Source organism: Actinomycetota bacterium (assembly GCA_028698215.1).
GTDB lineage: Bacteria > Actinomycetota > Humimicrobiia > Humimicrobiales > Humimicrobiaceae > Halolacustris.
Genome location: JAQVDY010000001.1, coordinates 66,116 through 92,978, shown reverse-complemented (window position 1 = coordinate 92,978; position 26,863 = coordinate 66,116). Strand labels below are relative to the sequence as shown.

At 42.9% G+C, this 26,863-nt stretch carries 31 protein-coding genes and 1 riboswitch; of the genes, 18 read left to right on the top strand and 13 right to left on the bottom strand.

Translation table 11 applies throughout. The annotated features are described in order from the left end of the window. Position 1: 1 nt before the first annotated feature. The gene (locus PHN32_00625; protein ID MDD3776098.1) at positions 2-943 is read right to left on the bottom strand and encodes a hypothetical protein; all 942 of its coding nucleotides are present in this window, start codon (positions 941-943) and stop codon (positions 2-4) included. A gap of 98 nt (positions 944-1,041) precedes the next feature. Between PHN32_00625 and PHN32_00620 the strand changes: the two genes are divergently transcribed. From PHN32_00620 to PHN32_00610, 3 genes are all read left to right on the top strand, one after another. Beyond that, the gene (locus PHN32_00620; GenBank protein ID MDD3776097.1) at positions 1,042-1,707 is read left to right on the top strand and encodes a histidinol phosphate phosphatase domain-containing protein; all 666 of its coding nucleotides are present in this window, start codon (positions 1,042-1,044) and stop codon (positions 1,705-1,707) included. Positions 1,708-1,785: 78 nt separating this feature from the next. Next, a complete protein-coding gene (locus PHN32_00615) occupies positions 1,786-2,130 on the top strand; it encodes a DUF4190 domain-containing protein (GenBank protein ID MDD3776096.1) in 345 nt (114 codons plus the stop codon). Continuing rightward, positions 2,121-2,798, top strand: a complete 678-nt coding sequence (locus PHN32_00610) for a DUF2085 domain-containing protein (GenBank protein MDD3776095.1) — start codon at positions 2,121-2,123, stop codon at positions 2,796-2,798. Before PHN32_00615 ends, PHN32_00610 begins: the two co-directional genes overlap by 10 nt. A gap of 28 nt (positions 2,799-2,826) precedes the next feature. On the opposite strand, the gene larE is transcribed toward PHN32_00610, so the two are convergent. Then, on the bottom strand, positions 2,827-3,624 hold the full coding sequence (gene larE / locus PHN32_00605; GenBank protein ID MDD3776094.1) for an ATP-dependent sacrificial sulfur transferase LarE: 798 nt from the start codon (positions 3,622-3,624) through the stop codon (positions 2,827-2,829). Positions 3,625-3,712: 88 nt separating this feature from the next. Here larE and larC point away from each other — a divergent pair, with 88 nt between their 5' ends. Next, on the top strand, positions 3,713-4,885 hold the full coding sequence (gene larC / locus PHN32_00600) for a nickel pincer cofactor biosynthesis protein LarC (GenBank protein MDD3776093.1): 1,173 nt from the start codon (positions 3,713-3,715) through the stop codon (positions 4,883-4,885). Positions 4,886-4,897: 12 nt separating this feature from the next. On the opposite strand, the gene PHN32_00595 is transcribed toward larC, so the two are convergent. After that, on the bottom strand, positions 4,898-6,001 hold the full coding sequence (locus PHN32_00595) for an AI-2E family transporter (GenBank protein MDD3776092.1): 1,104 nt from the start codon (positions 5,999-6,001) through the stop codon (positions 4,898-4,900). Positions 6,002-6,151: 150 nt separating this feature from the next. On the opposite strand from PHN32_00595, the gene PHN32_00590 reads away from it, so the two are divergent. The 9 genes from PHN32_00590 to PHN32_00550 are packed head-to-tail and all read left to right on the top strand — an operon-like array spanning position 6,152 to position 12,917. Further along, complete coding sequence (locus tag PHN32_00590) at positions 6,152-6,508, top strand: hypothetical protein (protein ID MDD3776091.1); 357 nt, start codon at positions 6,152-6,154, stop codon at positions 6,506-6,508. A 1-nt stretch (position 6,509) separates the two neighbouring features. Then, a complete protein-coding gene (nuoB, locus tag PHN32_00585) occupies positions 6,510-6,911 on the top strand; it encodes an NADH-quinone oxidoreductase subunit NuoB (GenBank protein MDD3776090.1) in 402 nt (133 codons plus the stop codon). Continuing rightward, entirely contained in the window at positions 6,908-8,416 is a 1,509-nt protein-coding gene (locus PHN32_00580) for a hypothetical protein (protein ID MDD3776089.1), read from the top strand. Before nuoB ends, PHN32_00580 begins: the two co-directional genes overlap by 4 nt. 1 nt (position 8,417) lies before the next feature. After that, positions 8,418-9,350, top strand: coding sequence for an NADH-quinone oxidoreductase subunit H (locus PHN32_00575; protein MDD3776088.1), 933 nt, complete (start codon positions 8,418-8,420; stop codon positions 9,348-9,350). Beyond that, on the top strand, positions 9,347-9,778 hold the full coding sequence (locus PHN32_00570; GenBank protein ID MDD3776087.1) for a 4Fe-4S dicluster domain-containing protein: 432 nt from the start codon (positions 9,347-9,349) through the stop codon (positions 9,776-9,778). Before PHN32_00575 ends, PHN32_00570 begins: the two co-directional genes overlap by 4 nt. A gap of 1 nt (position 9,779) precedes the next feature. Next, entirely contained in the window at positions 9,780-10,277 is a 498-nt protein-coding gene (locus tag PHN32_00565; protein MDD3776086.1) for a hypothetical protein, read from the top strand. A gap of 2 nt (positions 10,278-10,279) precedes the next feature. Continuing rightward, complete coding sequence (locus PHN32_00560) at positions 10,280-10,618, top strand: hypothetical protein (protein ID MDD3776085.1); 339 nt, start codon at positions 10,280-10,282, stop codon at positions 10,616-10,618. Further along, the gene (locus PHN32_00555; GenBank protein ID MDD3776084.1) at positions 10,618-12,126 is read left to right on the top strand and encodes a hypothetical protein; all 1,509 of its coding nucleotides are present in this window, start codon (positions 10,618-10,620) and stop codon (positions 12,124-12,126) included. Before PHN32_00560 ends, PHN32_00555 begins: the two co-directional genes overlap by 1 nt. Positions 12,127-12,128: 2 nt before the next feature. Continuing rightward, a complete protein-coding gene (locus tag PHN32_00550; GenBank protein MDD3776083.1) occupies positions 12,129-12,917 on the top strand; it encodes a DUF1287 domain-containing protein in 789 nt (262 codons plus the stop codon). Here PHN32_00550 and PHN32_00545 read toward each other — a convergent pair. Continuing rightward, on the bottom strand, positions 12,877-13,803 hold the full coding sequence (locus PHN32_00545) for a transcriptional regulator (GenBank protein ID MDD3776082.1): 927 nt from the start codon (positions 13,801-13,803) through the stop codon (positions 12,877-12,879). The two genes, PHN32_00550 and PHN32_00545, sit on opposite strands and share 41 nt — an antisense overlap. A gap of 2 nt (positions 13,804-13,805) precedes the next feature. Further along, positions 13,806-14,429 (bottom strand): metallophosphoesterase, encoded by a 624-nt coding sequence (locus tag PHN32_00540; protein ID MDD3776081.1) that lies wholly within the window; start codon positions 14,427-14,429, stop codon positions 13,806-13,808. A gap of 100 nt (positions 14,430-14,529) precedes the next feature. On the opposite strand from PHN32_00540, the gene PHN32_00535 reads away from it, so the two are divergent. Continuing rightward, entirely contained in the window at positions 14,530-15,519 is a 990-nt protein-coding gene (locus tag PHN32_00535) for a 3D domain-containing protein (GenBank protein ID MDD3776080.1), read from the top strand. On the opposite strand, the gene PHN32_00530 is transcribed toward PHN32_00535, so the two are convergent. Beyond that, entirely contained in the window at positions 15,516-16,100 is a 585-nt protein-coding gene (locus PHN32_00530; GenBank protein MDD3776079.1) for a uracil-DNA glycosylase, read from the bottom strand. The two genes, PHN32_00535 and PHN32_00530, sit on opposite strands and share 4 nt — an antisense overlap. A 187-nt stretch (positions 16,101-16,287) precedes the next feature. Here PHN32_00530 and PHN32_00525 point away from each other — a divergent pair, with 187 nt between their 5' ends. Then, the gene (locus tag PHN32_00525) at positions 16,288-16,923 is read left to right on the top strand and encodes a corrinoid protein (protein MDD3776078.1); all 636 of its coding nucleotides are present in this window, start codon (positions 16,288-16,290) and stop codon (positions 16,921-16,923) included. Positions 16,924-16,996: 73 nt separating this feature from the next. Here the strand turns inward: PHN32_00525 and ribE are convergent, their stop codons facing one another. The 4 genes from ribE to ribD are packed head-to-tail and all read right to left on the bottom strand — an operon-like array spanning position 16,997 to position 20,461. Continuing rightward, positions 16,997-17,461 (bottom strand): 6,7-dimethyl-8-ribityllumazine synthase, encoded by a 465-nt coding sequence (gene ribE, locus PHN32_00520; protein ID MDD3776077.1) that lies wholly within the window; start codon positions 17,459-17,461, stop codon positions 16,997-16,999. 16 nt (positions 17,462-17,477) lie between these two features. Next, positions 17,478-18,695, bottom strand: coding sequence for a GTP cyclohydrolase II (gene ribA, locus PHN32_00515; protein MDD3776076.1), 1,218 nt, complete (start codon positions 18,693-18,695; stop codon positions 17,478-17,480). After that, the gene (locus PHN32_00510) at positions 18,682-19,326 is read right to left on the bottom strand and encodes a riboflavin synthase (GenBank protein ID MDD3776075.1); all 645 of its coding nucleotides are present in this window, start codon (positions 19,324-19,326) and stop codon (positions 18,682-18,684) included. The genes ribA and PHN32_00510 overlap by 14 nt, the downstream gene beginning before the upstream one ends. Continuing rightward, complete coding sequence (ribD, locus tag PHN32_00505) at positions 19,307-20,461, bottom strand: bifunctional diaminohydroxyphosphoribosylaminopyrimidine deaminase/5-amino-6-(5-phosphoribosylamino)uracil reductase RibD (GenBank protein MDD3776074.1); 1,155 nt, start codon at positions 20,459-20,461, stop codon at positions 19,307-19,309. The genes PHN32_00510 and ribD overlap by 20 nt, the downstream gene beginning before the upstream one ends. A gap of 43 nt (positions 20,462-20,504) precedes the next feature. Then, positions 20,505-20,623: riboswitch (FMN riboswitch) on the bottom strand. 142 nt (positions 20,624-20,765) lie between these two features. On the opposite strand from ribD, the gene PHN32_00500 reads away from it, so the two are divergent. Next, a complete protein-coding gene (locus tag PHN32_00500; GenBank protein ID MDD3776073.1) occupies positions 20,766-21,056 on the top strand; it encodes a PTS sugar transporter subunit IIB in 291 nt (96 codons plus the stop codon). Between the two features lie 9 nt (positions 21,057-21,065). After that, on the top strand, positions 21,066-21,749 hold the full coding sequence (gene rpe, locus PHN32_00495) for a ribulose-phosphate 3-epimerase (GenBank protein MDD3776072.1): 684 nt from the start codon (positions 21,066-21,068) through the stop codon (positions 21,747-21,749). On the opposite strand, the gene PHN32_00490 is transcribed toward rpe, so the two are convergent. Genes PHN32_00490 through PHN32_00480 form a run of 3 tightly spaced genes read right to left on the bottom strand, consistent with a single transcriptional unit; the run spans position 21,736 to position 25,452 of the window. Beyond that, the gene (locus tag PHN32_00490) at positions 21,736-23,532 is read right to left on the bottom strand and encodes a PEP-utilizing enzyme (GenBank protein MDD3776071.1); all 1,797 of its coding nucleotides are present in this window, start codon (positions 23,530-23,532) and stop codon (positions 21,736-21,738) included. The two genes, rpe and PHN32_00490, sit on opposite strands and share 14 nt — an antisense overlap. A gap of 2 nt (positions 23,533-23,534) precedes the next feature. Then, a complete protein-coding gene (locus PHN32_00485) occupies positions 23,535-23,810 on the bottom strand; it encodes an HPr family phosphocarrier protein (protein MDD3776070.1) in 276 nt (91 codons plus the stop codon). 46 nt (positions 23,811-23,856) lie between these two features. Beyond that, the gene (locus tag PHN32_00480; protein MDD3776069.1) at positions 23,857-25,452 is read right to left on the bottom strand and encodes a Na/Pi cotransporter family protein; all 1,596 of its coding nucleotides are present in this window, start codon (positions 25,450-25,452) and stop codon (positions 23,857-23,859) included. Positions 25,453-25,634: 182 nt separating this feature from the next. On the opposite strand from PHN32_00480, the gene PHN32_00475 reads away from it, so the two are divergent. Further along, positions 25,635-26,849 (top strand): hypothetical protein, encoded by a 1,215-nt coding sequence (locus PHN32_00475; protein MDD3776068.1) that lies wholly within the window; start codon positions 25,635-25,637, stop codon positions 26,847-26,849. The last annotated feature ends 14 nt before the right edge of the window (positions 26,850-26,863 follow it).

Below are 26,863 nucleotides of genomic sequence, written 5' to 3'. Positions count from 1 at the left end.
ATCAGGTCTTAAGGTCGTCTTCCAGCCGGCTGAAACCCCGGTCAACCATCATTATCAGCAATTTATGCAGGGAAGCATTGCCGGAGGCTACCGTAGAAAGCTGATATTCTTTTCCAATTCCCATCAAGGGATGCTGGTCCAGGTTACATCCATAAGCATCGGTAACCACCCCTCCGCATTCCTGCAGCACCAGGTACCCGGCCGCAATATCATAGGGATAATTGTTTATGATGCTTCCCTGGCCTACCTGCATATAATTTTTTTCCAGCACAGGAAAGTCATTTACCAACCTATGCCCTATATCCAGGTAGCAATCCAGCTGTCCCGAAGCTACTTTGGCCATGGAGAAAGAAGCACTGCCCAAACCAAAAAGGGTACCATTAAAATTAGACACATCAATTAGTTCTTCCAATACTGTAATCAGGGGCACTATGGGCCTTCCCCTAAGGCCAATAGACCAGAATAGGGAATCAATCTCTGAATTTGGCGAAGGCTGTGGCCGGTATTTTTTGTCAGGTTCCATAATCCAGGCCCCCCTGCCTTTTTGGGCAAAGTAAAGGGTTCCGGACTTAATTTCTTGAACCACTGCCATCTGTATGTCGCCCAGGGTAGCCTCCTGCTTATAGGGGCTTAATGCAATGGAAACACAACTGGATTCAAGCCCGCAGGCTGCAGCCCTGGTGCCGTCCACCGGATCTATTATCAGTAGATGCTGGGGTTTACCTACTTCTACCAGCCCCCTGTCTTCTGAATAATAGGCAATATCTTTAGCTTGATGCTCAAAATAATGGGCTAAAAACTGCTCTGATATATCATCTATTAGGAAGGTAGAGTCTCCTCCTATAGCCTTGCCTGATATTTTTTTGGATTCAGGCCGGCCAAGATAGGGGAGCACTGTTTTCCTGATGTTTTGAGACAGTTCTATTATCTGCTTGCTATCCATAGTCTTATTAAAGTTTACTATAACTTGGCCCAAAATTATAGTTTTATTAACACTATATTGGTAAAATATAGCTAATTTTATGTGTAGAAAGGGTAGCCATGATATTTGATTTTCATACTCATAGTTTTTTATCAGATGGAATAAACAGTCCCATAGAGTTGATTCGCTGTGCAGATGCTGCCGGATACAAATGTATTGCCTTAACCGACCATGCCAGTTATTCCAATATAGATTTTATAATAGAAAGCCTTGCCAGGGATTGCCAGCTAGCCGGGAAATACTGGGATATTATGGCTATACCGGGAATAGAAATTACCAATGTGCCGGCTAAGAGCATTAATGACATGGCTGCTTATGCCAAACAGAAGGGTGCAAAAATAGTGGTGGTCCATGGCCAGACCATAGTGGAAAATGTGGAGGAAAAAACTAACTGGGAAGCAGTTAATTCTCCCCATGTAGACCTGCTGGCTCATCCCGGGCTGATTACGGCAGCGGAGGCTGAAGCTGCAGCTAAGAATATGGTGTTTTTAGAGATCTCGGCCCGTAAAGGGCATAGTCTGGGCAATGGCCGCACCGTAATGGAAGGAAGGAAAGCCCAAGCCAGATTTTTAATTAATACTGACTCTCACAGTCATTTAGACCTGTTTAAACCGGATTTTTTAAACCAGGTAGGCTTGGGTGCAGGCTTAAGTGTTGAAGAGATAGAGGAAATTACCAGGGTTAATACCTCTATGATGCTTAAAAAATTAGGCATAAACAGTTAGGGCTATTTATTATTTATAGGTTGACAATAAATTTAAGATAATGAAATAATTGATAAAAAGCAAAAAGTTAGGATAAACATGGACCAAAATAAAGAAGTGGAAGAAGTTAAGTCCGAGGTGGTAGGAGCCGAGCCGGAGAAGCCGGGATCTATGGCTATTGCTGCCATGATTGTAGGCATAGTTTCCATACTATGCTGCGCGGTTCCTTTTTTAAATGTAATTATGGGGGCAGTAGCAGTAGTACTGGGAATACTGGGGCTTAAAAATATCAAGGCAAAAACTGCCAGCAGCAGCGGTAAAGTAATGGCCATAGTAGGAATTGTCTTGGGCGGAGTAAGTGTAATCGGGGGAATAATCTGGATAATTACTTTGGGAGCCGGTTACTTTTTTACCATGGCCAGAAGCTACCAAAATTGGTATTAGAAAGAATATTACACTTTCTGGGATCCAGCCTTTGCCATCAGAATCCGGCCAGGTCTTTTGCCTGTAGCGGTTTGGCCATGCCGGTATGTGCACGTTGCACCGGCATATATATTGCTATTTTAATTTCATCCTTAACTATCAGCCTGGTAGACAGAAAGTCCAGGAATATTTTGCCTTCAGGCAAAATCCTATGGGGCATGCTTCCCTTTCTGCTATTAATGGGCTTGGACGTAGGGCTTTCCACCCTGGGAATATATGAAACAGGCAATATGGTGAGTTTTCTTACCGGTTTTATGGTAGGCTGGTGCATTCCTTTAATATTGCTGCCGGTTCGTAATCTTCTATTATTTAAACCCGGCAGCCAAGGATCTTACCTGCAGAAAAAATGCCAGTTTCTAGCCTGGATGGGAACAGCTCCGGTATTTATGACCCTATTTTATTTTTTCCAGACCTCTTGGTGCTGGCTGTGGTCTGTTCTGTCCGTAGCGGGCCTAATATTACTGGTAGCACTGTTGTTAATGCTGTTATGGTTCAGCCTGAATTCCAAGGCTTCAGGCAAAATTAGCCGGGGATGGGCGCAGGTAAAAATATATGTAATCTTTACTGCAGCCAGCCTGTCACTGCTGTCAGTACTGTCTGTTTTAAGGATATTTTTGCTCCCATACTAAACCGGGCCGGAACTATAAAAGGCGATATCTAAACATCTTTATCCATGCTGCCTGACCGGAAACCCTTAAGGTCTAAAGTAATATAATCAAAGCCCAGGCTCTTTAGGCGGCTGTATATAGGCTCCTCCAGGCCCCGGGTAAATACCAAAGGCAGCTGCTCGGGGTTAAGCTCAATTCTGGCCATTGGAGCATGGTACCTTACCCTTACCGGGTCAAAGCCCAGGGTTTTAAGATAGGATTCTGCAGCACCGATACGCTTAAGGATCCCCTTTTCCAGCTTATGCCCATAGGGAAGGCGGGTGGCCAGGCAGGCTGATGAGGCCAAGCCATAATTGGGCAGGCCCCAAAGCCGGGCGCATTGCCTAACTTCAGCTTTATTAAAACCCAGGTCCGCCAGGGGGCTTAATATTTTCAATTCCCTTAAGGCCTGTATACCGGGCCGGTAGCAATTTAGGTCTTCTGCTATACTTCCTTCCAGTACCGCTTCCAGCCCCAGCTGCTGCTGCAGCTTTATCATGGCTTTAAAAATTTCTCTTTTGCACCAGTAGCAACGGCGAACCGAATTACTGCTTATACGGGGGTCAGCCAATAAATTTAAAGGCAGAAGATGATGTTTGATGCCTATGGCATCTGCTACTTCCCTTGATCTTTTAATCTCCTGCCGGCTTACCAGGTCCGATACGGCAGTTGCGGCTACCGCCTTTTTTCCCAGCACTTCATAGGCAGCCTGGGCTAAAAGGCTGCTGTCCACTCCTCCCGAAAAAGCAATTACCGCTGATTTAAGGCTTTTAATATGTTTTTTTAATTTTTCAATTTTCTGCTGCATAATGTATTATCATGTTAACAGCAACGCTGGCTAATTTAAATTATATTTTAGCGCCGACCTATTATTAAGTTGAAACAGGGAGAATTTTATGGGCAGCCTTTTACATATTGATTGTTTTGCAGGAATCAGCGGGGATATGATGGTAGCAGCCTTACTCGATTTAGGCCTGGAGCTGGAAGCAGTAAGAGAAGAGCTGTCTAAATTACCCCTGTCCGGATATGAGATTTCCCTCAAAGATACCAGGCCCCAATCACTGGCCGCCAAAAAGTTTGAAGTAAAGGTATCCAGTCAAGAGAGCAGAAATTATCAACAGATAAAAGATATGCTAAAATCGGCCCGGCTTAATCCCCAGGTTAAAAAAGACAGCCTGGGCATGTTTAAGATACTGGCGGAAGCAGAGGCAAAGATACACGGCTGCAGTCCGGAAGAAGTACATTTCCATGAAGTAGGGGCAGTAGATTCCATAATAGATATAGTAGCTGCGGCAGCGGCTATGAATAAGCTGAAAATAGGGCAGGTATCAAGTTCCCATATCCCCTTAGGTTCAGGCCTGGTTAAATGCGACCATGGGCTTATCCCGGTTCCCGCTCCTGCGGTGACAGAAATCCTAAAAGGGGCGCCGGTATATGGGGGCCCCTTTGATTTTGAGGTAACCACCCCCACTGGAGCCACAATCCTGAAGCATTATGTACAGCAATACGGCTCCCTTCCCCCTGCTGTCATAGAAGCGGTAGGAATGGGTGCCGGAAGCAGGCAGCAGGGCCATATACCTAATGTACTGAGGCTGATAAAACTTAAGCAAGAAACCAGTCAGGACAGCGGCCAGGTTAAACTGCTATCTGCCAATATTGACGATATGAGCCCTGAAATTATAGCTTATGTATGCCATAAGCTAGGGGAGAAAGGCGCTTTGGATGTATGGATAGAAAATATCTTTATGAAGAAAGCAAGGCCGGCCTATAAATTATGCCTATTGGTTCCTGCCGGCTTGGAACCACAGCTGGTATCCACCATATTTTCTGAAACCACCACCCTTGGCATACGTTCTATACCGGTAGGGCGGCATGTCCTGCAGAGAAAAATAGAGGAAGTAAAATTGAGCTATGGTACTGCCCATATAAAAATTGGTTATAATGAAGGCAAAATAGTCACCGCAGAACCCGAGTATGAATCTTGTTTACAGTTAGCCCAAAGGACAGGCCGGGCCTTAAAAGAGGTATATGCCGATGTTAAGAATTCATTTATTAGTGGTGTAAATTAGATAGAGCACCTATTAAGGGGCTATATTTCTTTTTTCCATCAGATAGTATTTGAGAATCTCCTGTACAATAGCTACAAAAGGCACTGCCAACAACAATCCCCAGAACCCAAAAAGGGCACCCCCGGCGATCAGGGATACAATTATGATGGCTGGATGGACTCTTACCTGGTATTTCATAATATTGGGGGTAATGAAATAGTTATCTATCTGCTGGATAACTATAAATAATATCACCACCAGCAGGGCTTTCCAGGGGGATATTAGCAAGGCGGTAAGGGCAGCCGGTATGGCCCCCAATACCGGACCCAAAAAAGGTACCAAATTAAGGATGCCGGCTATTACTCCCAGCAATATGGCAAAGTCCACTCTTAGTATTAACAGGGCTATGGTGCACAAGAACCCTACAATAAAGGAAATAAGTATCTGTCCCCTTATATAACGGCCGGCTACCATGTTGATCTTATCCAGTATGGCTACTGCCTGGGGCCTGAATTTGACCGGAAGAATTTTAACAAACAGGCTCCTAAGCCGATTAGTATCTTTAAGTACATAGAAACCTAAAATAGGTCCTATGATAAAATTAACCACCCAATTGATTATATTTCTGGTAAAAGCAGTAGCTTGCTGCAAAAGGTCTATCTGGCTTAAATCTAAACGGTTTAGGAAATATTGGGTAATGGCAGTGGTATCCCGGGGTATGAATTCAGTACCCAAAAAATTTTCAATATTTTGTATAAAGGGACTGTCGGTTAAAAAATCATTTATTATTTGGGTCAAATTGGCCAGGTAGGCAGGAAAATTGTCCATAAACACTTTAAACTGGTCTACTACCAGGGGTATTAGGAAGAAAAATATGTTAAATATTATTCCCAAAAACAAAACATAGGTGATAATAACTGCAAAAATTTTTCTCATTTTCCTTTGCAGAAGCAATACCAGAGGGGTCAGCAGATAAGCCACAGCTATAGCTATGAGCAAGGGAATTATGGCCAATTTTATGAGATAAATTAAATAAGCAACCAGGCTAATGATAAGCAGGAGCCCTACAATGGACCAGCAAAAAATCCCGATTTTCTTTATGGTGTCATTATTGTTTTGGGGTTGATTTGCATTCATACAATTTTATTACTTTTCTACAAATTATATAAGTATTTATGACTTATAACAATATTTAAGTTTTACTCTACTTCCAGGCGCTTCTGATTGAAGAACCATGGTTATTATGATAAAGTTTAAAATCAACAAAATTAATTTATAAGGTAATCATTGCTAAGAGATACATTAGGTTCTTATATAGATAATTTATTAAGATTTTTCATTTTTTTAGGAGTAGGCCTGCTGCTTCTATTGGTACTGGTGCTATTATCCAAACGTTCTAAAGATAAGCTGCTGGACACTTCATCCTGGTTTAAATTCAGCCATCTGCTCCATAAGAACCTCATGGCTTTGGGGCTAATTTTTCTAAGCCTGCTGCTGTTAGCACTGCTGGTAACTAATATTGCCTTGGCCATGGCTGCGCTCCAGCTAGGCGGCCCGGTCTACATGCTGGGGGGATTTATAATCCTTTTGGTGATGATGGCAGTGTATGTAGTAAAATCCAGAATATTTAGCGGTGATAAATAAAATGAAAACAGCCGTAAAGAAAAACCTGAATATACTGGTAGCCGGTTTCGGCTGCTGCAAGCATGAAATTTATGCTGCCAAGGGTCCTTTATATGATGTGGAGAGATTCGGGGCTACTTTTGTGGCTTATCCGGAAGATGCAGACCTGTTGGTGATACAAGGCTTTATCAATCCCCAAATGCAGGCCAGGATTTTAGATTATTATAAAAGGATGGCTTCCCCTAAATGGGTAGCTTTGGTGGGCACCTGTGCTATTGACGGCAATATATTGGAAAGTAACCAGCATCAACCGCACTCATGGGCCGATGAAATTCCAATTGATATTTATGTACCGGGATGTCCTCCCCGCCCGGAAGCATTTATTTATGCCCTGTTAAGGTTATTAGACAGGCAGGAGCAATGATAGACAGCATATATGAAAAAGAATTTGGTTCACCCCATTTTGTGTATTTGGACCGATTGGAGCAAGCGCTGGCCTCCAGCCTGGCTCCCCGGACCCCGAGCATACAAAAAATGGGCAAAGACCTGTTATGTGAAATTGATTTTGCAGAACTAAATCATTTCCTTACCGTATTAAAAGACAAGCCGGAATTTTCTATTGATAGCTTCAAAGACATCAAATTATTCTGGAAAAGCAACAAGCCCTATGCCCTGATAGTGCTGTATTCCTATGAAAACAATTTTAACCTGTTGATAAAAAGCCCTTTGGGTGATAGCGGTTACCGTAATTGTTATTTTGATTTTATAGAAATTTTAACCGGTCATTTTCCGGAAGCAGCATTTTTCCGGCGGCACAAACCCCTGGATGCCAGTCAGGTAAACTTTAGCCTGTACAGCCAGCCGGCAGCCGGCATGGACAGTTTTGATATTCATTTAAAACTGGACGAAGACCGGGTCAGCAAAGCCTATATAGATTCATCAATTGCCCATATATCCCAGAAAGGGTTGCTGGAAGACCGGAATCTTTTATCGGTAATCGCCCGCATAGGCGTCTTGGATTATGATGCTGGAATATTTCCTGAGCTCTGCCTGTGCCAGGGTTTGGAAAAAATACTGGAAATAAAAGTAGGCAACCGGGTAAAAGCCATAAGGATGATTATATGTGAGCTTTCCAGGATATGCAGCCATTTGGGATACCTGGGCCGGGTGCTGGAAGCTGTTGGTTATGATATTATGGGCAGTCAGGTCGCAATTCAACGGGAAAAGGTACTAAAGCTAATGGAAACCATAACCGGTGCCAGGCTGCTTCCCAATTTTATCCGTATTGGAGGGGTTAGAAAAGATATCACCCCTGAAAAACTGTTAATGGTAAAGAAGGCCCTGCCGGAACTGCTGCATAAGATCCGGGCTTTAGAACTAAGCATGCTGGAAAATATACTGGTATTTAACCGTCTGCAATCAAAAGGGATAATAAGCCGGGAACAGGCTATGCAGTATGGATTAACCGGCCCCAATCTCAGGGCAGCAGGGGTAAGGAAGGATTTGCGCAAAGATTCGGGGTACCTGCTGTATGAGGGAGTATCATTTACCACTCCCCTGGGAAGGCAGGGAGATGCACTGGAAAGAGTTACTGTCAGGTTTAAGGAAATTTATCAGTCACTAAGAATTATAAATCATGGCATAAACCACATCCCCGAAGAGGAAATAAAGGTGGTCAGCAGGTTCAACATAGCCGGTCTTCCTTTCCGGTCCTATCTTTCCAGTGTAGAATGTCCTCACGGAATGTTCCATATTTATATGGAAACTGGCCATCAGAATCTGGATGCCTTGGCCGTAATGGGTCCTTCTATTAACAGTTTAATAGCGGCGGAAAAAATTCTGGTAGGCGAACTGGTAGAAGACATACCCCTGATTATGGCCAGCCTGGATATAAGCGGGGGAGAAATTATGAGAAACAGGTGGAGTTAGTATGTGGCTGACCCTAAAAAGAGTATTGTATATGTTGCTAACCCTGGGTATAAACCTTTATATCTGCTCTTATCTTATATCCAAAATACCGGCTAGGGCGGAATCGAGGAGGGGCTTTACCCTTACCAAGGCAGGCAGCATTGGCTACCCTTATTTTAAACTGCTGAAATACCTTTCCAAGGAAAGCAGGATTGGGATCTGGGATATCATACTTTTTCTGTTATCACTTCTTTTGTGGTCCTTTGTACCATTGACCTCCCATATTTTCATTCTGGATATAGATTCGGGGTTTTTGATAGCCCTGTTCTTTTTATGGGCAATGCTGGCAGTACAGGTACTGGCTGCTAATTCCAGGCACAGCCGGATTTCAGAAAATATTTTCCGTCAAGCGGCAATGGCAGCTTCCCTGCTTATTCCAGCAGCAGTCAGCTTTCTTTCAGTAATTATGGTTAACCAGACTATGGATTTAAAGGAACTGGTAAACCAGCAATATGACTACTGGAATATTGTTCAGCAGCCCCTGGGGTTCTTGGTGGTATTAATAGCGGCGGTACTGCTGCTAAAAGTGCTGGGGCTTACCAGAAAGGGCTCAGCCCTTTCCAGTAGGAGTATTGAAGTGGAAGGATCCGGCCTTCCCCTGGCCATACACAGGTTTTCCAAATATATGATAGTATTCTGTATTATAGTTTTGATGAATATCTTTTTTCTGGGCGGTTGGCTTGATTTGCACCTAATTGACGGCAACCTGTTCTTAATAGTTAAATTTTATATTATGCTGGGAATTATTATGTTGGTGGATAAAGCCATGCCTGAGATTGACAGCTATAAATATATAGTAGATATTAATTGGAAATTTTTGGTTCCGGTATCCCTGTTCAATTTTGGGTTGACCTTGGCTTTTCTAATAATCAGGAATATATATGGTTGGATATGATAAAGATTATTAAAAATTTCTTTAAAAATTTTGGAAATGTATTTTCCAGGCCGGTAACGGTAAATTACCCCAGGGAAAAAATAATTATACCGGAAGGCAGCAAGGGGATGCTTCACCTTAGGCTGGATCCGGATAGCCTGGAGATAGTGTGCGAAGCCTGCGGCCAATGTGAACAAGCCTGTCCCCAAAAATGCATAAGCATAAAAAGGGAAAGGGATGAACGGGGAAATTTGGTGCTGGAAGAATTCTACCTGGATTCAGGACGGTGCATTTTTTGCGGAAACTGCGTAGAAGTCTGCGGCAGGAATTCCCTGGAGATGTCTTACCGTTATCAGCTTGCTGAATACGAAAGGGAGCAGCTGGTAGTAGAGAAACTGGATTTGGTGAAGCAGGCAGATTTTGTAATCAGGGATTTTTGGTCTAAATAAAATGACTCAATTAATAATTAACAACCTGCAGCTGGCACTTATTATGGCTATAGCCGTTATTTCAGTGCTGGCAGTTTCGTTAGAAGACGGCAGGACCAGGCTAATTATAAGTTTCTTTTTAATACTACTGGTATCTGCTTTTTCCCTGCTGCTTTTTTCGGGGGTATTTGTGTTGATGCTGGCAGTGCTTCTGCTGCCTGTATATATTATGACTTATTATTTTTATCATCAAATACCAAAGGACTTGCCTGCAGGATTAAGGCCCTGGGAATTGGGAGGGGCAGCAATAGCAGTAATAGGCCTGGGCTACTGGTTCTATAACAGTTCAGCACCAGTGGTGGCAGGCTGGGAGCCGGTGGAAAATATTACCATCATGAATTTTATTGATATTGCCAGGGAGTATTTTACCAATTATTACATCTTGATAGTGATGTTTATGGGGGCTATTTTTGTCACCCTGGTGTGGTTTATATTAATGCTGGATAAACGGAGGCCATAAGTTTGAATCTAATAATACTGGTGTATGCAAGTTTTTTCTTGTTTTTATGGGGATTGTTTGCCCTTACCTATTTTAAAGGCCTGGTAAGGATACTATGGAGCCTGCAGATAATTATTTTTTCTGCAGTGATAAATTTTTTGGTTTTCTCCTATTTTTTATACCAGGGTTCATTATGGGACAAGACCTTCTTGATGCTGGGGCTAATTCCGGTATATATGCTGCTGTTTATGATTCTGTTTTATGCTTATACCCTGTGGGAGAGGGATAAAGCAGAAGTATGGCAGCAATTAAATTTTTGGGAATGGGGCTTTAGTGCATGGTGGGGAGAGGATAAGAGCTGATGGCAGTATGGGAATATTTAAAGACTAATTTTAATTCCACTTACGCGGTAGCGGTTATAGGCATAGCTATAATTATCAACATTTTTTTTGGCCTTTCTGCCAGGCCCTGGGCTAAAAAGCTATCCATAGGTATATCATTAGCAGGCATATTGGCATCTGGTTTTCTGGTAATATATAGTTTTATCCAGCGGGGTGTGTTTACCAGCATGGTGGTTGCTTTTGGAGCTATACACCTGTCTGAGATAATGTTGGTTTTATTTATTTCTTTAAACCTGCTTATATTTTTATCCCTAGACCACTATAAACAGGATAACTTTACCAAGATGATTATCATCTTTTTATTCAGCCTGGCCTCCCTGCTGTTTTTAATCTTATCTAGAAACTTCTTGGCCATATTGGTGGCCTGGTCCCTGTTTGTATTAGGCAATTTCCAGCTGGTCTCAGGAGCAGGAGGAAAATCGGAAAGCCCCTATATAATCAGGTTCTTTTTAAGTTCCTTGTTTTCGCTGCTGCTGATGCTGGTTGGATTTTCTTATCTTTATTCAGTAACCGATTTTAAGAATTTACAGCAGATCCTGGAATCAGGTTCAGCATTTAGCCCCTTTTATGCCATAAGCTTTATATTAATAATGGGTTCACTGCTGATATTTATGTCATTTTATCCCCTGCACGGGCAGTACCTAAAACTGGTGAAGAGGACCAGCAGCATGGCCTCTGCTTTCATTTGGTTCTATTATCTGCCGGCAGGCTTTATAATCCTGCTAAAATTTAGGGAGGTTATTTATTATTACCTATCCCAAAATACTGTTTTGCCCACAGTTATACTGGCTCTGGGGGCATTGTGTACCCTGGGCCCGGCTATAGGTGCCCTGTCTACCAAGAGCATTAAAAGAATACTGGGATTTTTATTTTTATCCTTTATGGGCTTGTCCCTGCTGGGTTTTTCCCTTTTATCTGCAGGGTTGATAGATCAAGGGAGGCTGGAATGGCTGATACTGGCCAATATTTTAAATTTGGTTTTATGCCTGATACCGGTATGGGCCATATTTTTCCGGCTTCCTGATACCTTGGACAGCCTAACCGGCTTTATTAGCAGGAATACCTACCTGGGGGTAAACCTGGTAATAATTATGCTGGGCTGGCTGGGTATGGCAGGAACTTTTGGATACCTGCTGCGCCATCATATGGTAGGCCCTCTAGTTAATTCTATCGCCGGCGGCCATATAGGGCAGTTGCCCTTATACAGTATCATAGCATTGGCAGCAACTGCTGCTGCTTTCCTGCTTATAGCGGCCAATACGGTTAGGCTGCTGGTATTCATGTTTAGGAAAAAGCAAGGCAGTATCCGGAATAATGTTTATTATCACCATGCTTATTATGTGTATATAACCCTGTTTACCCTGATGATATTGGCTATGGGTATTTGGGGCCTGCTGGAACTGGCAGGGCTAATCCCGGCAACTTCAATCAGTATTAATAATCCCGGGTTTCTAAAACCGCCTGTGTAAAGATGGAAACCAATCAGGAACATAAAAGGTTTAATATAAAGCACTTTCTCCTAATCATACTGATATTAATAATTGTGCTGGGAATAGTGCTCAGCATTAGGGAGCTCCCCTTTAAGGCTGAATATGAACCGCCTACTGCTGTAACAGATATATTGCCCCGGTACCGTGTTTTTGATATGGAAAATACCGGTATTGAAAGTGACGCTGACGGGGATGGTATAAACGACCAAAAGGATATACTGCTCGGTGCCCAAAAACAGTTGGAAAATAAGGCCAAAAATATAATGCTGTTTCCCGATGAGGCCAATTATTACCAGGGCGGGGATCCTCCCCCGGACTTAGCGCTGCCTACTGATATTATTGCCAGGGCTTTTTGGGAAGCCGGGTTTGACTTAAGGGAGCTTGTTTATAAGGATATAAGTGAAAATTTTGACCAGTATCCATTAAAGGCCATATGGAACCAAAGCTACAGCGACCCTGACATAGATTACAGGCGTATCCAGAATCTGGAAGTATTTTTCAGGCGGAATGCCCAGGTTTTAACTACCCTGTTTGACCCAGCCCAGGACCAAAACTTGAGCCAGTGGCTTCCCGGGGATGTGGTATTTTTTGACATGGACAAGGATGGTTATACTGATAATGCCGGGATTATATCAGACAGCACCACCCGCAGCGGGGTGCCCAAGGTTATCTATAATTATGTTGAGCCTGGATATACCTGTGAGCAGGACATACTGGGCAAAGAAATTATTACTGGCCATTACCGTTATCCCCAGCGGGACGCTTACTGAAAAGCTTAATCCAGAAAGCCCGGGCTTTTCCCCATAAGTTATTACCATATTTGCCTGAAAGGTGATCCATGGCCTGAGACCATTGTATATCCTGGCCATACTTTTTTCTAAGATGCTGCTGGTGCTCATATATCCATACCAAAAGATCTGATTTAGTCCTTTGGCCAAACCGGTCTACAATATGGGATTCTTCAATTTTTTCCAATGCCGGCTCATAGACTTGGTCATACCACAGGGCAGCAGCCTGCTTAAAATCCAGTTTGCTGTTCTGTTTAAGATTAAAAGCTTCCCTGAACTGGCCAATCTGGTCTAAAAGAACCTCATATTTTCCAGGTATGGTTAACCTTATTTTTATCTGGGGCCTGCTCTCAACAAGGCCGGTTAACTGTAGAAAGTTCTCTCTTTCAGTGAGAATAAACAGGTCTTTGGGATCCATCTGCCGGGTAACTGGAAACTTGGTTAAAAATTCTATTACTTCTGCATCTATAAATTCGGTTCCTATATTTTTGGCTACGCTTACCCGGTGGTTTCCATCTACTACAAAATAAAGTTCGCCCACCTTATATAGCTTTACCAAAGGTAAATTCTCAAACCGTGAATAAGCCTTATAGATGTTGCTCCACCTGGTTTCCAAATGGGCCTTCCGGGGTAAAAAACGGCGGTCAAAATCCAGGTAACGGTCTACACTGCCTACAATAGCCCGGGTAGGGACTGCTTTAATACCCAGGTACCTCTGGTTTTTTAAATTGAGTTTCCGGCTGAAACTGTCAAAAGAAAGCAGGCGGTTTTCTTCCCTGGTAAACAGAGATTTTAGGTCTCCCAGCAGGGATAGAAACCTGGCCTTATCGAAAGCTTCAGTGGAACCACTATCCGAATACAATTGCATGCTTAAACCTCAATTACCCTGTACCCGTAAGCATTTATCACTGTGGTGTTGTTTACCTCGGTCATCCAGTAGTTGTCTACTCCGTAAAGGTGTACATGCCCATGGATTAAATACTTCGGCTTGTATTTCTGAATAAAATCATTAAAGCATTTAAAGCCCCGGTGGCAAAGATCCTTTCCGTCATGTATTCCTAGAGGAGGGGCATGGGTCACCAGAATATCCAGGTACCGGTGTTTTAATAATTTATTTATATACATCCTGGGTTTTAAACGGCAGGTCTTAAGGCACATTTCCCTTTCGGAATACTGATGCTTTCCTCCGCTGTACCGGTAAGAACCTTCCAACCCTCCCAGGAGCAGCCCCTTAAAATCAATTATTTTGTTATCCAGGTTAATACATCCCTGGGGCATATTGCTCTTAAGGCCGTTTTCAGACCATATTTTTTCTTTATGGTGATTTCCAAATACATAATAGAGAGGCTTATTTAATACGGTAACCATATATTCCAAATAAGAGGTAGGCAAATCACCGCAGGAAATTATCAAATCTATGTCTGACATCTTGTCAGCAATGACCGGACTATACAGGAAATCAATTACTTTGTCGCTTACCAGTAAAATTTTCATGGCAGTCTTTAATGATAATTTTTTTGCCCTGCATTTGCAATGTTTGCTTTTTATATCTTAATTTTGTAAAAATAGGTACAACTATATTAAAATAGTACATATGCATAAGCATTATATACTAAAAATTAAAACGGCTGCGTTGCTGGCCCTAACTGCAGTTATTGCGGGGGCCATCCCCTTATGCCTGCCATCTGATTTGGAAGCCATTACTTTAAATGAGCTGGGGGAAAGGATGTCCCAGCTAAGCTCAGAGGAGGAAGCCCTGCTGGAACAGATAGTAGCTTCTGAAACACAGGTTCAGGTAAACCAGGAGCAGCTTCAGGCCTTAAACCAGGATTTGGAAAATTTTGAGATACAGCTGGAGGACCTTTATCAGAAAAGAAAAGAGCTCAAGGAAAGCCTAAAGCTCAGGCAGGAACTGCTGATGGAAAGAATGGTGTATACCTATAAGTACGGCAATGATGATGTAACCAAATTTATTTTATCGGCCAAGAGCTTAAACGAAGTTATAAATAACCTATATTTATTTAAAAATATTATGGAAAGGGATGCAGAACTGATTCAGGAATACCGTTATGAAAGGGAAGAGTTTGACCGGGTATCAAGGAAGTCCGAGGAAAAAAAGATAGAGGTAGAACAAACCAGGCAAAGGGTTTTAGAAGAACAGCAGCAGCTGGAGCAAAGCATTGCCCATAACCAGGCTCTTCTGGAACAAGTAAAGGGGGAAAGGTCTGAAGTGGCTACCTTGCTTTCCGAGATTAAAAGAAGGATAGCCCAGGTCCAGCCACCCGGTTTAAACCTGGTAGGAGAATGGGATATGGTAGCTACCGCTTATTATTCTGGAGGCGGAGGGCCCAATGGAAATGGAATAACCGCTATCGGGCTAAGGGTAAAACATGGCATAGTGGCTGTAGATCCCAAAGTGATACCTTTAGGCACCAGGCTGTATATACCAGGATATGGAGAAGCCCTGGCAGCAGATACAGGAGGCTGGGTTAAAGGTGACAGGATAGATTTAGGTTTTGAATCTTTGGAAGAATGTTACCGGTTCGGAAGAAGAAAAATAAAGGTATACCTGGTAGAAAATTAAACTATTTTTAGTACCTTGGCCAGGGAACGGAAATCCTCAGTATACTTCTCTTCACTTACCCTCTTTTTTACCATCACATCATGGGGGCTGTAAAAAGGGACCAGCTTAAAAGAGGGATTTTCAAATACCCTCATATGTATCTGGTTTATGTCTTCATATTCCGTCTCTACCGAAAAGAAATGCTTCAGAATTATATTAGATACCTTAAGCCCCAAAGACACGATGATATGGGGGGTGGTGATGGATATTTCCTCATTAAAATAATGGATACAATTATTTATATATTCCGGTTTAAGGTTCAGGATGTCTCCATCCCGGGGTACGCATTTAACCAGGTAGGTAAGATAGGTATCCTCTTCCAGGGATAGTTCCACTTCATTTAGGATCCTTCTAATAAATTCTCCCGAGCTGTCACCGCTGTAGGGCCTTCCTGATTTTTCTGCGCCTTGGGCAGTAGGATAATTACCTATAATTATTATCTTGGCATTGGGGGCGCCGATGCCGGGAACGGGTTGTTTTCTACTTTTAACAAGCTCGCTGCATTTCTTACAATTGGTAACTGACTTATGTAAGTTGTTCAAACTTTCTTTTGAGCTTATTGGCATATAGTCTTGGTATTTTTTCTAAGTGCTTATATACTACTTATTAATTATAATCAAGTCAAGACAGCTAAACACATTAATTTTTTTTTTTTCAATATTTTGTTATTATATATATCAACCTCGTGCCCTGCACGAGTAAAAATAATCCGAGTAAAGGAGCATAGATATGGCACAGTATCAAGACTTGGCCGACGCAATCATCGCAGGCGACAATGTCAAGAGCAAAGAGCTTACCCAAAAACTAGTAGAAAATGGTGTGGAAGCTACTGATATTCTAAACGAAGGTTTGGTTCCGGGAATGAATGTAGTAGGCAAGAGATTTAAGGCTAATGAGATGTATATACCTGAAGTATTGATTGCTGCCAGAGCCATGCATGCTGCCATGGATATAATTAAGCCTCTATTAACCGAATCGGGCGCCCCCTCCAGAGGATCGGTACTGATTGGTACTGTACAGGGAGACCTCCATGATATTGGAAAAAACCTGGTAGGAATGATGCTGGAAGGAGGAGGCTTTACGGTAATAGATGCTGGTGTGGATGTTGCACCGGAAAAGTTTGTAGAAGAAGTTAAGAAAAATGGAGTAAAGGTAGTAGGGCTTTCTGCTCTCTTAACTACTACTATGCCGGTAATGAAAGATATTATCCAGGCCCTTTCTGCTGATGACGATACTAAAGGGGTAAAAGTAATGGTAGGGGGAGCGCCTCTTACCCAGGAATATGCAGATTCCATCGGTGCTGCCGGTTATGCGCCTGATGCCTCCAGTGCAGTAGATCTGGCTGAAAAACTGGTAGCTGGTTAAAACCGCCGGTATTTAAACATAACATTAAGATAGAAGCGCTTGATTGCCATTAAGCGCTTCTATCTTTTAAGCATCATTTCAATTTAGGCATCAAATTGGCCATTTCAATGGCGCTGAGAGCAGCTTCCCAACCTTTATTACCCATTCTGGTGCCAGCCCTTTCAATAGCTTGTTCCAGGGTATCAGGGGTTATTACCCCAAAAGCTATGGGCAAATCATAATCAAGGCTTATTTTGGCAATTCCTTTAACTGTCTCATTAGCAATATACTGGTTATGGGAAGTGCCTCCCTTTATTACGGCACCCAGGCATATGACAGCCTGGTATTTGCCGGAAGCGGCTACCAGTTTAGCAGCTGAAGGCATCTCAAAGGCCCCCGGTACCCATATTAGATCAATATTGCCATCAGGACAGTTATGGCGGATCAGGCAGTCAACAGCCCCATCCAGAAGCTTTGAAGTTATAAATTCATTAAAACGGCTGGCAATAATAGCCACTTTTAATTTTCCTGCATCCAGGTTTCCTTCTATTTTTTTCATATCTAACAGCCTTTCTCTAGTCTAATAAATGGTTTAACTTTGTTTTTTTGGTAGCAAGGTAGCGCTGGTTATTGAGGTTGGGAGTTATCTGTATGGGGATTCTTTTGGTAATTTTCAAGCCGTAACCTTCCAATCCCACCACTTTTCTGGGATTATTGGTCATAAGATGCAGGGTGGATAAACCTAAATCAGCCAAAATCTGGGCCCCTAAACCGTAGTCTCTTAAGTCTGCATCAAATCCCAGCTGCAAATTAGCCTCCACGGTATCCAAACCCTTATCCTGAAGCTCGTATGCTTTCATCTTATTGCATAGTCCTATGCCCCTGCCTTCCTGGGCCATATATAGCAGCACCCCTTCCCCTTTCTGGTTAATCTGGTTAAAAGCGCTGTCCAGCTGCTGGCCGCAGTCGCAACGCTTGGATCCGAATGTATCCCCGGTCAGGCACTGGGAATGTACCCTTACCAGTACATTAGGTTTTCCCCTTACCTCCCCTTTTACCAGGGCAATATGGGTTTCATTGTCCAGGGTTGATTTGTAGGTAAGGGCCTTAAAGTCCCCCCATTTGGTGGGCAGTATTATTTCTGAAACCTTTTCAACCAGTTTTTCTTTTCTTTTCCTGTATCTAATCAGTTCTTCAATAGTAACTATTTTAAGGCCGAATTCCCGGGCAATAGCCACCAGGTCTAAAAGCAGGGCTACTTCCCCCTCCTGGTTTATAACTTCGCAGATAACTCCGGCAGGATAAAGTCCGCTTAACCGGCTAAGGTCCACCGCAGATTCAGTATGGCCTGCCCTGGCCAGGACTCCTCCCGGCTGGGCCCTGAGGGGAAATATATGGCCGGGCATAACAAAGTCCTGTGAACGGGCACCGGCTTCAGTAAAAGCCTTAATGGTGGCAGCCCTGTCTGCAGCTGATACCCCGCTACCCTGCTTGTGCTTAAGATCAATGGATACGGCAAAAGCAGCCATTGCAGTGCCGGGGGAGTCACTTACCATCATGGGTATGTTTAGCTGTTTCAGCCTTTCTGCTGGAGTGGCCAGGCAGATAAGGCTTTTGCCATGGGTCATCATAAAGTTAATAGATTTAGGGCTGGCTTTTTCTGCTGCTACGAAAAATACTCCTTCGTTTTTTTCCGAGCAGTCATCCACTATAATCAGTACTTTGCCCTTCTTTATATCAGGGATGGCCTGTTCAATTTTTGAAAAATCTTGTTTTTGATTACATGAATCCATATTTCTTTAACTTCTCCTCCAGTAATTGGTCTGAATTAATATTACGGCTGCCTAAAAAGTTAGCCACATACCTGGCTATAAGGTCTACTTCAATATTTACTTCTGCTGAAGCCTGCCTGGTATTGAGATTGGTATTATGGAAAGTATGGGGTACAATTGCTGCTGCAAACCAGCTCTCTTTTTTCTCTGAAACGGTAAGGCTTATTCCGTCTACCGCTACCGACCCCCTGGGGGCAATAAAGGGGTCAAGACTGCGGTTAAGTTCAATTTTTATCCGGTAAGCCTGCTCTACCGGCTCCAATGATAATATCCTGGATACCGCATCTATATGTCCGGTGACCATATGCCCCCCTAGGCGGTCTGATGCCTGCAGGGCTTCTTCCAGGTTTACCATATCATTTGTCCTTAATTTTCCCAGGGTAGTGTTTTTAAGGGTCTGGTAGGAGATATAGGCCTCAAAGCCTTGCCTGTCTTTGCTCTCAACAGTAAGGCAGCAGCCGTTTACTGCTACTGAGTCGCCAATGGCCAGACTGGAAACCAGCTCAGGACAAAAGACATTGATCCTGGATCCTGAAGGCTGCCCGGTTATCTTGCTTATGGTTCCTGTTTGTTTAATTATTCCGGTAAACATCTTTTATAGGGTAGGCGGTTATTAATATATCTCTATCGATTTTTCTAATACTGCTAAATTTTAGCTGCGGTCCCTGGGCCACTGTTTCTATTCCCAGATCACCAAATAAACTAAACTTATGTCCTCCCCCTAGAAACAAAGGGGCCAGGAAAATAAGGTACTTGTCAATCTGGCCTTGCCTTAAAAAAGAGGTGGCAATTCCTGTTCCTGCTTCTACCAGCAGGGAGGTTATACCATATTGCTTATAAAGCAGGGCTAATACCCCTGGTATGTCAAACTTTCCCTGGCGGGTTTTCATCACTGCTATTTCTATTCCCCTTTGGCCCAGCTGCCTTGTTTTAGGAGTGGCCCCGACAGCAGTAATTACTATGGTATTTACCGCTGATGCGGTTTTAACCAGATTAGAATCCAGCTTCAATTTTAATTCAGGGTCTAGTATCACCCGCTTGAAATGGTCAAGTCCGCCTGCCGGTATTGGTTTATCCAAAGAACTTCTGGGGAAAAGATAAGGGTCATCGGCAGCCACGGTTCCTATTCCGGTAAGCACACAGCCTGCCTCCCTCCTTAACTTTTGGACTTGAAGCCGGGATTTTTCCGAGGTTATCCATTTTGAATCCCCGGATGCAGCAGCTATCCTGCCGTCCAGGCTGGCTGCTGCCTTAAGGGTAACCCAGGGAAGGCCGGTTTTCATATTTTTAAAAAATTCTTCATTCTGCCTGGCTGCTTGACGTTCCAACAATCCCACCTTTACCTTTATTCCGGCTGCCCTTAGTTTTTCTATGCCTTTATTGTTTACCCTGGGATTAGGATCAGGGGAGGCAATTACCACCTCGAAAAATCCTTCCCTAATTAAAAGGTCGGTGCAGGGAGGCGTTTTGCCGTAAATATTACAGGGCTCCAAAGTTACATACATGGTGGACCCGGCCAGGGGCTGCCTGGCGGCGGACACTGCTTCTACTTCTGCATGGGGTAACCCTGCCTTCCGGTGGTAACCGGTAGATATAAGTTCATTATTCTTTACTATTACTGCTCCCACCATAGGATTAGGCCTGGTTTTACCCCGGCCTTTTTCCGCCAGGCGCAAGGCCAGCTCCATATATTTTTTGTCTTGTAATGTAAAATTATTTGTTTCCATAATAAAAAAGGCCACAGAGAAAATCTGTGGCTTAAATTAAGTCATAAACTTTCTCTCATCCAGACTTTAACTGTCGGTCTTAGAATTTCACTAAGTCAGCCTTTTTAAAGGGTTGCAGACTATACTGCCGGTAAGGAATTACACCTATCCTTGAAAATTTATTAAAATATATTGTCAATCTAACCTGATTACGGGAAAATTATATCAGAATTTAATGTTTTTACAAATTTAATCCGATTTTGCTTTTGAATTTTTAAACAATACATTAAAATGTAGCCAGTAACATTTAAACTGGAGTTAATAATTGCCATATAAGGTAAGAAGGATTTTAGTTTCATGTGGAACAGGGGTAGTAGCCAGTTCTTTTATTGCCCAGGAAGTTAGGAATATACTGGATGAAATAAGGCAAGACGCAGAAATAATTGAATGCAAGGCTGCTGATATTGAAAACCTTTATCAGGATGTAGATATAGTTATATCTACTACCCAGCTGCCCCCCAAGATTTCCAAGCCCCAGGTTAGCGGGATACCTTTTATAACCGGAAACGAGCTGGATGAGACTAAACAAAAACTAATTGACCTGTTAAGGGACTGAAAGGACTCCATGGATAATCTAAAAATTTCCTTTTCCATACTTAACTGTGATTTTTTTAACCTGTCTAAATCTTTAAACCAGGCTCAGCAGGCCGGAGTCGACATGCTCCATTTGGATGTTATGGACGGCCACTTTGTACCCAATCTTTCTATTGGCCCTTATGTGATAAGAAGCCTAAAGGAAAAATGCAGCTTGTTTTTTGATGTACACCTGATGGTGGATAATCCTGACTGCCTGCTTGATTCCTTTATAGAGAGCGGGGCCGATCTTATTACGGTTCATGCGGAAGTATGTCCCCATTTGCAGCATACCCTGGCCCGTATAAATAAGGCCGGCATAAAAGCAGGGGTGGCCTTAAATCCCTCTACTCCCATTTATTGCCTGGAACATGTAATGGACCAGTTGGACCTGATTTTAGTGATGACAGTCAATCCCGGGTTTGGGGGACAGCAGTTTATTCCCGCTATGGAGGATAAAATTGCCAAAGTGTCAGGCTTGGTAGAAAATTACCAGCTCCAGCAGGATAAAAAGAAGCGGATAGAAATACAGGTAGATGGAGGCATTGGCCTGGACACAGCTTCCAGGGCGGTTTATGCCGGGGCCACGGTATTGGTTATGGGCACTTCTTTATGTAATGCACCGGATATGGCGGTTTACCTAAAACAGTTAAGGGAAAATATCAAGTCTGGTTAAATCCGCTTTCAGGCAGGTAGGATTTTATCAGTTTTTCTATCTGCGGCTTGGTTTCCAGGGCGGCAGTTTCCCTGGCCAGTTGGGCGCATTTTTTTATATCCAGCAATTTGAGCATATCCTTCACTTTAAAATAATTCCTCAAGCCCACGCTTAAACCGCTTATCCCCATTCCTATCAGCAAGGGAATATAGTAGGGATGCGAGGCAGCTTCCCCGCATACGGTAACCTGTTTTTTATATTTCTTGGCCTCTTCTATAATGAACCGGAGCATCTTCAGGGTGGGCTGATATAAGAAGTTTTGTTCATTGGTGCCGGTTTGGTTAAACCTGCTGGCAGCAAAGCTTAGGGAAAACAAGTCATTGGTGCCTATGCTGATGCTGTGGGTATTAGCCAGGATATAGTCCAGGGAAAATATGGATGCCGGAGCCTCTATTATGGCTATTAAGGGTATATCAGATTTAAATTTGATACCTTTCTGGATTAGCTTTTGCTGGGCTTCGGCCAGTATCTGCTTAAAATTAATAATATCTTCCGGTTTAGATACCATAGGCAGGGATATTGACAGATTGCCGCAAACACTGGCCATAAGCATGGCCTCCAGCTGTATCTTCAGTATTTCATTTATTTTAGGCTTTATCTCTTCCCTATTAAAAGATTGTTTATATAATAGATTTATTAATGCCTGCTTATCCCCGCTCAAGTCCAGCATCCTTAAGGTAACAGGCTGTTTGCCGTAAGCAGATAGAATGGTCTTGTAGTTCTGGTATTGTTTTTCCAGGGTCAGGCCCATGTCTCCATTAAGGATAGACAGCTCGGTCCTGAACAGCCCTATACCTTCTGCTCCCATTTTTTTGGCTTCCAGGGCTTCCCTGGCAGAATTTATATTGGCCATCACCGGCAGCCGGGACTTAATTTTCTGGCTGGCTATTTCCAGGTGGCTGGCAGGAAAGCAATAATCCTGGTATTTTTGCAGGGTAGCAGGATCAGGATCTAATATTAGTATACCCAGATAGCCGTCCAGTATGGCGGTCTGGTTATTTTTAATATGGTTGACCTGGCTTTCTGCTTGTATCAGGTATGGGATTTTAATGGATTTTACCAAAATAGAGGTATGTGACTCCAGGCTCCCCTTTTGGCTCACAATCCCTTTAATCCGGTCAAAGTTTATTTCTGCCAAATCTGTAGGAAAAAGATTATTGGTAATCAATATTAGGGGAGCCTGGCCTTTTTTACCTGCAAGACTGGTATTTTCCTGGGCAGTGGGTTTAAGGTAGCCCACCAGCCGGTTGTAGAGATCTATCAGGTCGTAAATGCGGTTTTTAAATTTTTCTTTTTTGTTTCTTTTAAGCAGCTCAATTCTTTCGTTAAATACTATGGACAGGGCCAAATATGCAGATATTCGGTAGTCACCAATAATCTGGATAACCTTATCAAATATGTTGGTATCTTTCAGGGCCAATATCTGAAAATCTATTATTTCAGAAAATTTTTCACTTATATTCTTTTTTAGCTTGCCCTTAGCTTCCACCAAGGTCTGCCGGGACGATTTAATGGCTAGGCGGAAACGGTCTATTTCTGCCTGAATATCCCCATGCTTAAGTTTTTTTTGGTCCAGGTCTTTTTTTAAAACTTCTATTTTTTCTACATTTTCTATATCCAAGTCGTAGAATTCTTTAGACAGGGTCTGAAGCAAGGTTTTTTCTCTTTTATGTACGGTTTCGGTTACCAGGGTTTTGCCTATGACGCATCCCCGGCAAGCGATTATCCCTTTTATAACTTCCATGGTCAGTAGTTTTTCAATTTGGTAATTTTATTTTTAAAAAAAGCAGAAAGCTGCTGGAAAACTTCCAGCTCATCTTGTCCCTCAATACTTATTTCTATGGTATCGCCGTCTTCTACGCCCAGGCTTAGTACTTCAGTAATATTTTTGGCATTAGCCTGTGTGTGGTTAAAGCTGATATTAATTTGGGAGCTGTAGCTATGGCAAAGCTGTACCAGCCTGGAGGCCGGCCGGGCATGCAGCCCTTCCTGATTCATGACTGTAATAGAAAAAGTTTTCATGGCAGTTAAGATTTTACAATAAAACCATAAAAGAGGTAAGCAGTTACTATTCTTTAAGGTTTCTGGAAACTCCATGCAAGAGGTCCCCGATTCTTTCCAGGTGAAGTATTATGTCTGCAAATACCACCCCGGATAGAGGCATACAGCTACCTTCCTGAAGCCGTTTTAAGTGATTGGCCCTTACTTTTTCCACTATGGAATCTATTTCTTCCTCTATATCATCACAATCCAGCAAAGCCTGCTGGTTTTCTTCCAGCCCGTTCAGCAGGGAAGCAAACATCTGCTCTGTCTTGTCAAAAGCTGAATTCAGCTCTTTTTGGGCTACACTGGAAAAGCTCATCTTGTTTTCTTCCTTTACCAGGGATAAATAGAGTATGCTTTCACAGTGGTCGGCTGCCCTTTCCAAATCATAGGCCATATGCAAAAAACCGGTCAATTCCCTAGAAAGGGTGGCATTAAGGGATTTCTGGGATATTTTGGTAAGATAGCGGATTATGTCTTCAGTTATGCTGTCTACTGCTGCTTCCCTGTCCAGTACTTTCTCTTCTATGACGGCCCTGGAGTTATGGAGCCTTTCCCTGGAAAGTTTTAGCATCTCCAGCGTAATTCTGGTGACCCGGGCCACCTCTTTTTTAGTCTGTTCCAAGGCTATGGCCGGGGTAGCTATCAGACGGGGATCCAAAAAGAGGGCATTCTTGTTGATAACCACGTCTTTTCCTGGAAATATCTTGGTAACTGTTTTTTCAAAAAGACCCAGGGCTGGAAACAACACTGCGGTAGTAATCAAATTAAATCCGGTATGGATATTGGCAATTTGACGGGATATATCATCTCCGCTTATGTTAACTATGAAGTTCTGCAGGCGGAAACCATAAAGCAGAATTACAAATATGACTGTTCCCACCAGGTTGAACATCAAATGGGAAAAAGCGGTACGCCTGGCGGTAATGGTAGTTTTCATGGAACTAATCAGGGCTGTGGAGCAGGTACCAATATTGTCTCCAAGCAGTATGGGTATGGCGGCTTCAATGGGCATCAGGCCCTGGCTGGCTAAAGCAATAAGAAGGCCGATGGTAGCAGAGCTGCTCTGCAGCAGCGTGGTTAAGGCAATACCAGCTATAATTCCCAGGAAAGGGTTCCTGCTAAATATTAATAAGAAGTCTTTGAAGGCCTGGTTGGTTCTCAAGGGGCCCAAAGCTTCTTTCATGATAGTCATGCCCAGGAATAAAAGGCCCAGTCCCAGTATGGCTGTACCAATATTTTTATATCTTTTCCTACGCCCAAAAAAGTAGAAAGAAAAACCAATGATAATCATGGGCAAGGAAATTAGCTCAATATTAAAAGAGATAATCTGGGCGGTAATGGTGGTACCAATATTGGCTCCCATGATTATACCTATAGCTTGTTTGAGGGTCAGCAGGCCTGCATTTACAAATCCCACTGTCATTACCGAAGTGGCGCTGCTGCTCTGTATGATTACCGTAGTAAAAAGCCCCACCAGCAGGGCTGACCACGATCTCTTGGCTACCAGGTTAATAATGGACTTAAGTTTATTGGAAGTAATCTTCTGTAGGCTGGTACTAAGTCGGTTTATGCCAAATATAAACAGGGATAAACCTGCTAAAACTTCGATTACTAGCATAAAATACATATATTGCCAAAAAGGATAAATAATAAAGTTTTAGTAATAATAAAAGAGATTGAAAAAAAATTCTATAGAAAAATAATTTTTTCTTGTTTATGCCCCCCGTGCCTCTTTACTGTATTACCCAGTAGTATTAAACTTATAAAAAAGTTCAATTGATTTGAGGGAAGTGAATTAAAATGAGACAAAAATCAATTATTATCCTGGGGTCAATCTTATGCTTGTCTGCATGCCTGGTATTTGTGTTTGCCTTTTCGTTTCAAGGTGATGAGTCCATAACCATTAGTAATCCAGTGGCAGATGACCTTTATGTTTTTGGCAGCTCAGTAATTTTACAGGAAGATGTGCAAAATGACCTGGCGGCTGCCGGAACCAGGATATTGGTTCAAGGCAATGTAGGCCAGGACTTGATGGCTGCCGGGGGCGATTTAAGGATAGGGGGAAGTATTGGAGATGATGCCCGCATAGCAGGAGGCAGGGTGCTCATTGACTCCAGCATCGAAGACGATTTGATGGTAGCCGGGGGCAGGATTTCTATTGGTGAGGACTCCTATATAGGAGGAGATCTGGCAGTAACCGGAGTAATGGTGCGTATTGATGGACAGGTGGCTGACCGGGTATTTGCCAGTGGCGGCGATATCATCATTGGAGGAAAAATTGGCCGTGAGGTGATAATAGGGGACGTGGATCATTTAACTATATTGCCCGGGGCAGAAATTGGGGGCGATCTTACTTATGCTTCAGCCCGGCCTGCAGATATTGCACCTGATGCTGATATTGGGGGAGAAATAAATTTCCAGATGATGGAAAAAGCCGCCTCTGGCTGGTTAAGAGGGTTAGGCAGGACTCCCTTGGCCTTGTTTACCGCCACTTATATTGGGGGTAAGGTAGCGTCCTTTATCAGTCTGTTTGTATTAGGTATTTTGCTTATACTGGCCTGGCCCCGGGTATTTGAGAAATTTAACCAGAGAATGTTCTCCAGTCTGGGCATTAGTGCTGGTATAGGAGCCATTGTATTGTTTGGGCTGCCTTTGGCAGTGCTGGTTATTCTTATAGTATCTGTAGTTCTGGTAATGACTTTGATCGGGTCTGGAATAGGATTGATGCTGATGGCCTTAAATGCATTACTGGTAATTATCTATCTGGTTTTCATCTATGCCAGTACTATCTTTTTAGCCTATTTGCTGGGCCGATCCATATTTTCCCGTTCTTCTGTTTCCTTTGATAACTATGGATGGAAAGTTTTGGCTTATTTGGTAGGCCTGGCCATAATAGCTATAGTTTTTGCCATACCAGTATTAGGGTGGCTGGCCAGGCTGGCTGCTGTAATTTTTGGCTTGGGCGGTTTGTCGCTAATAGTAAGGGACTGGCTGGCCTGCAGGTCTGAGTATTAATAAAAATAGCCCTG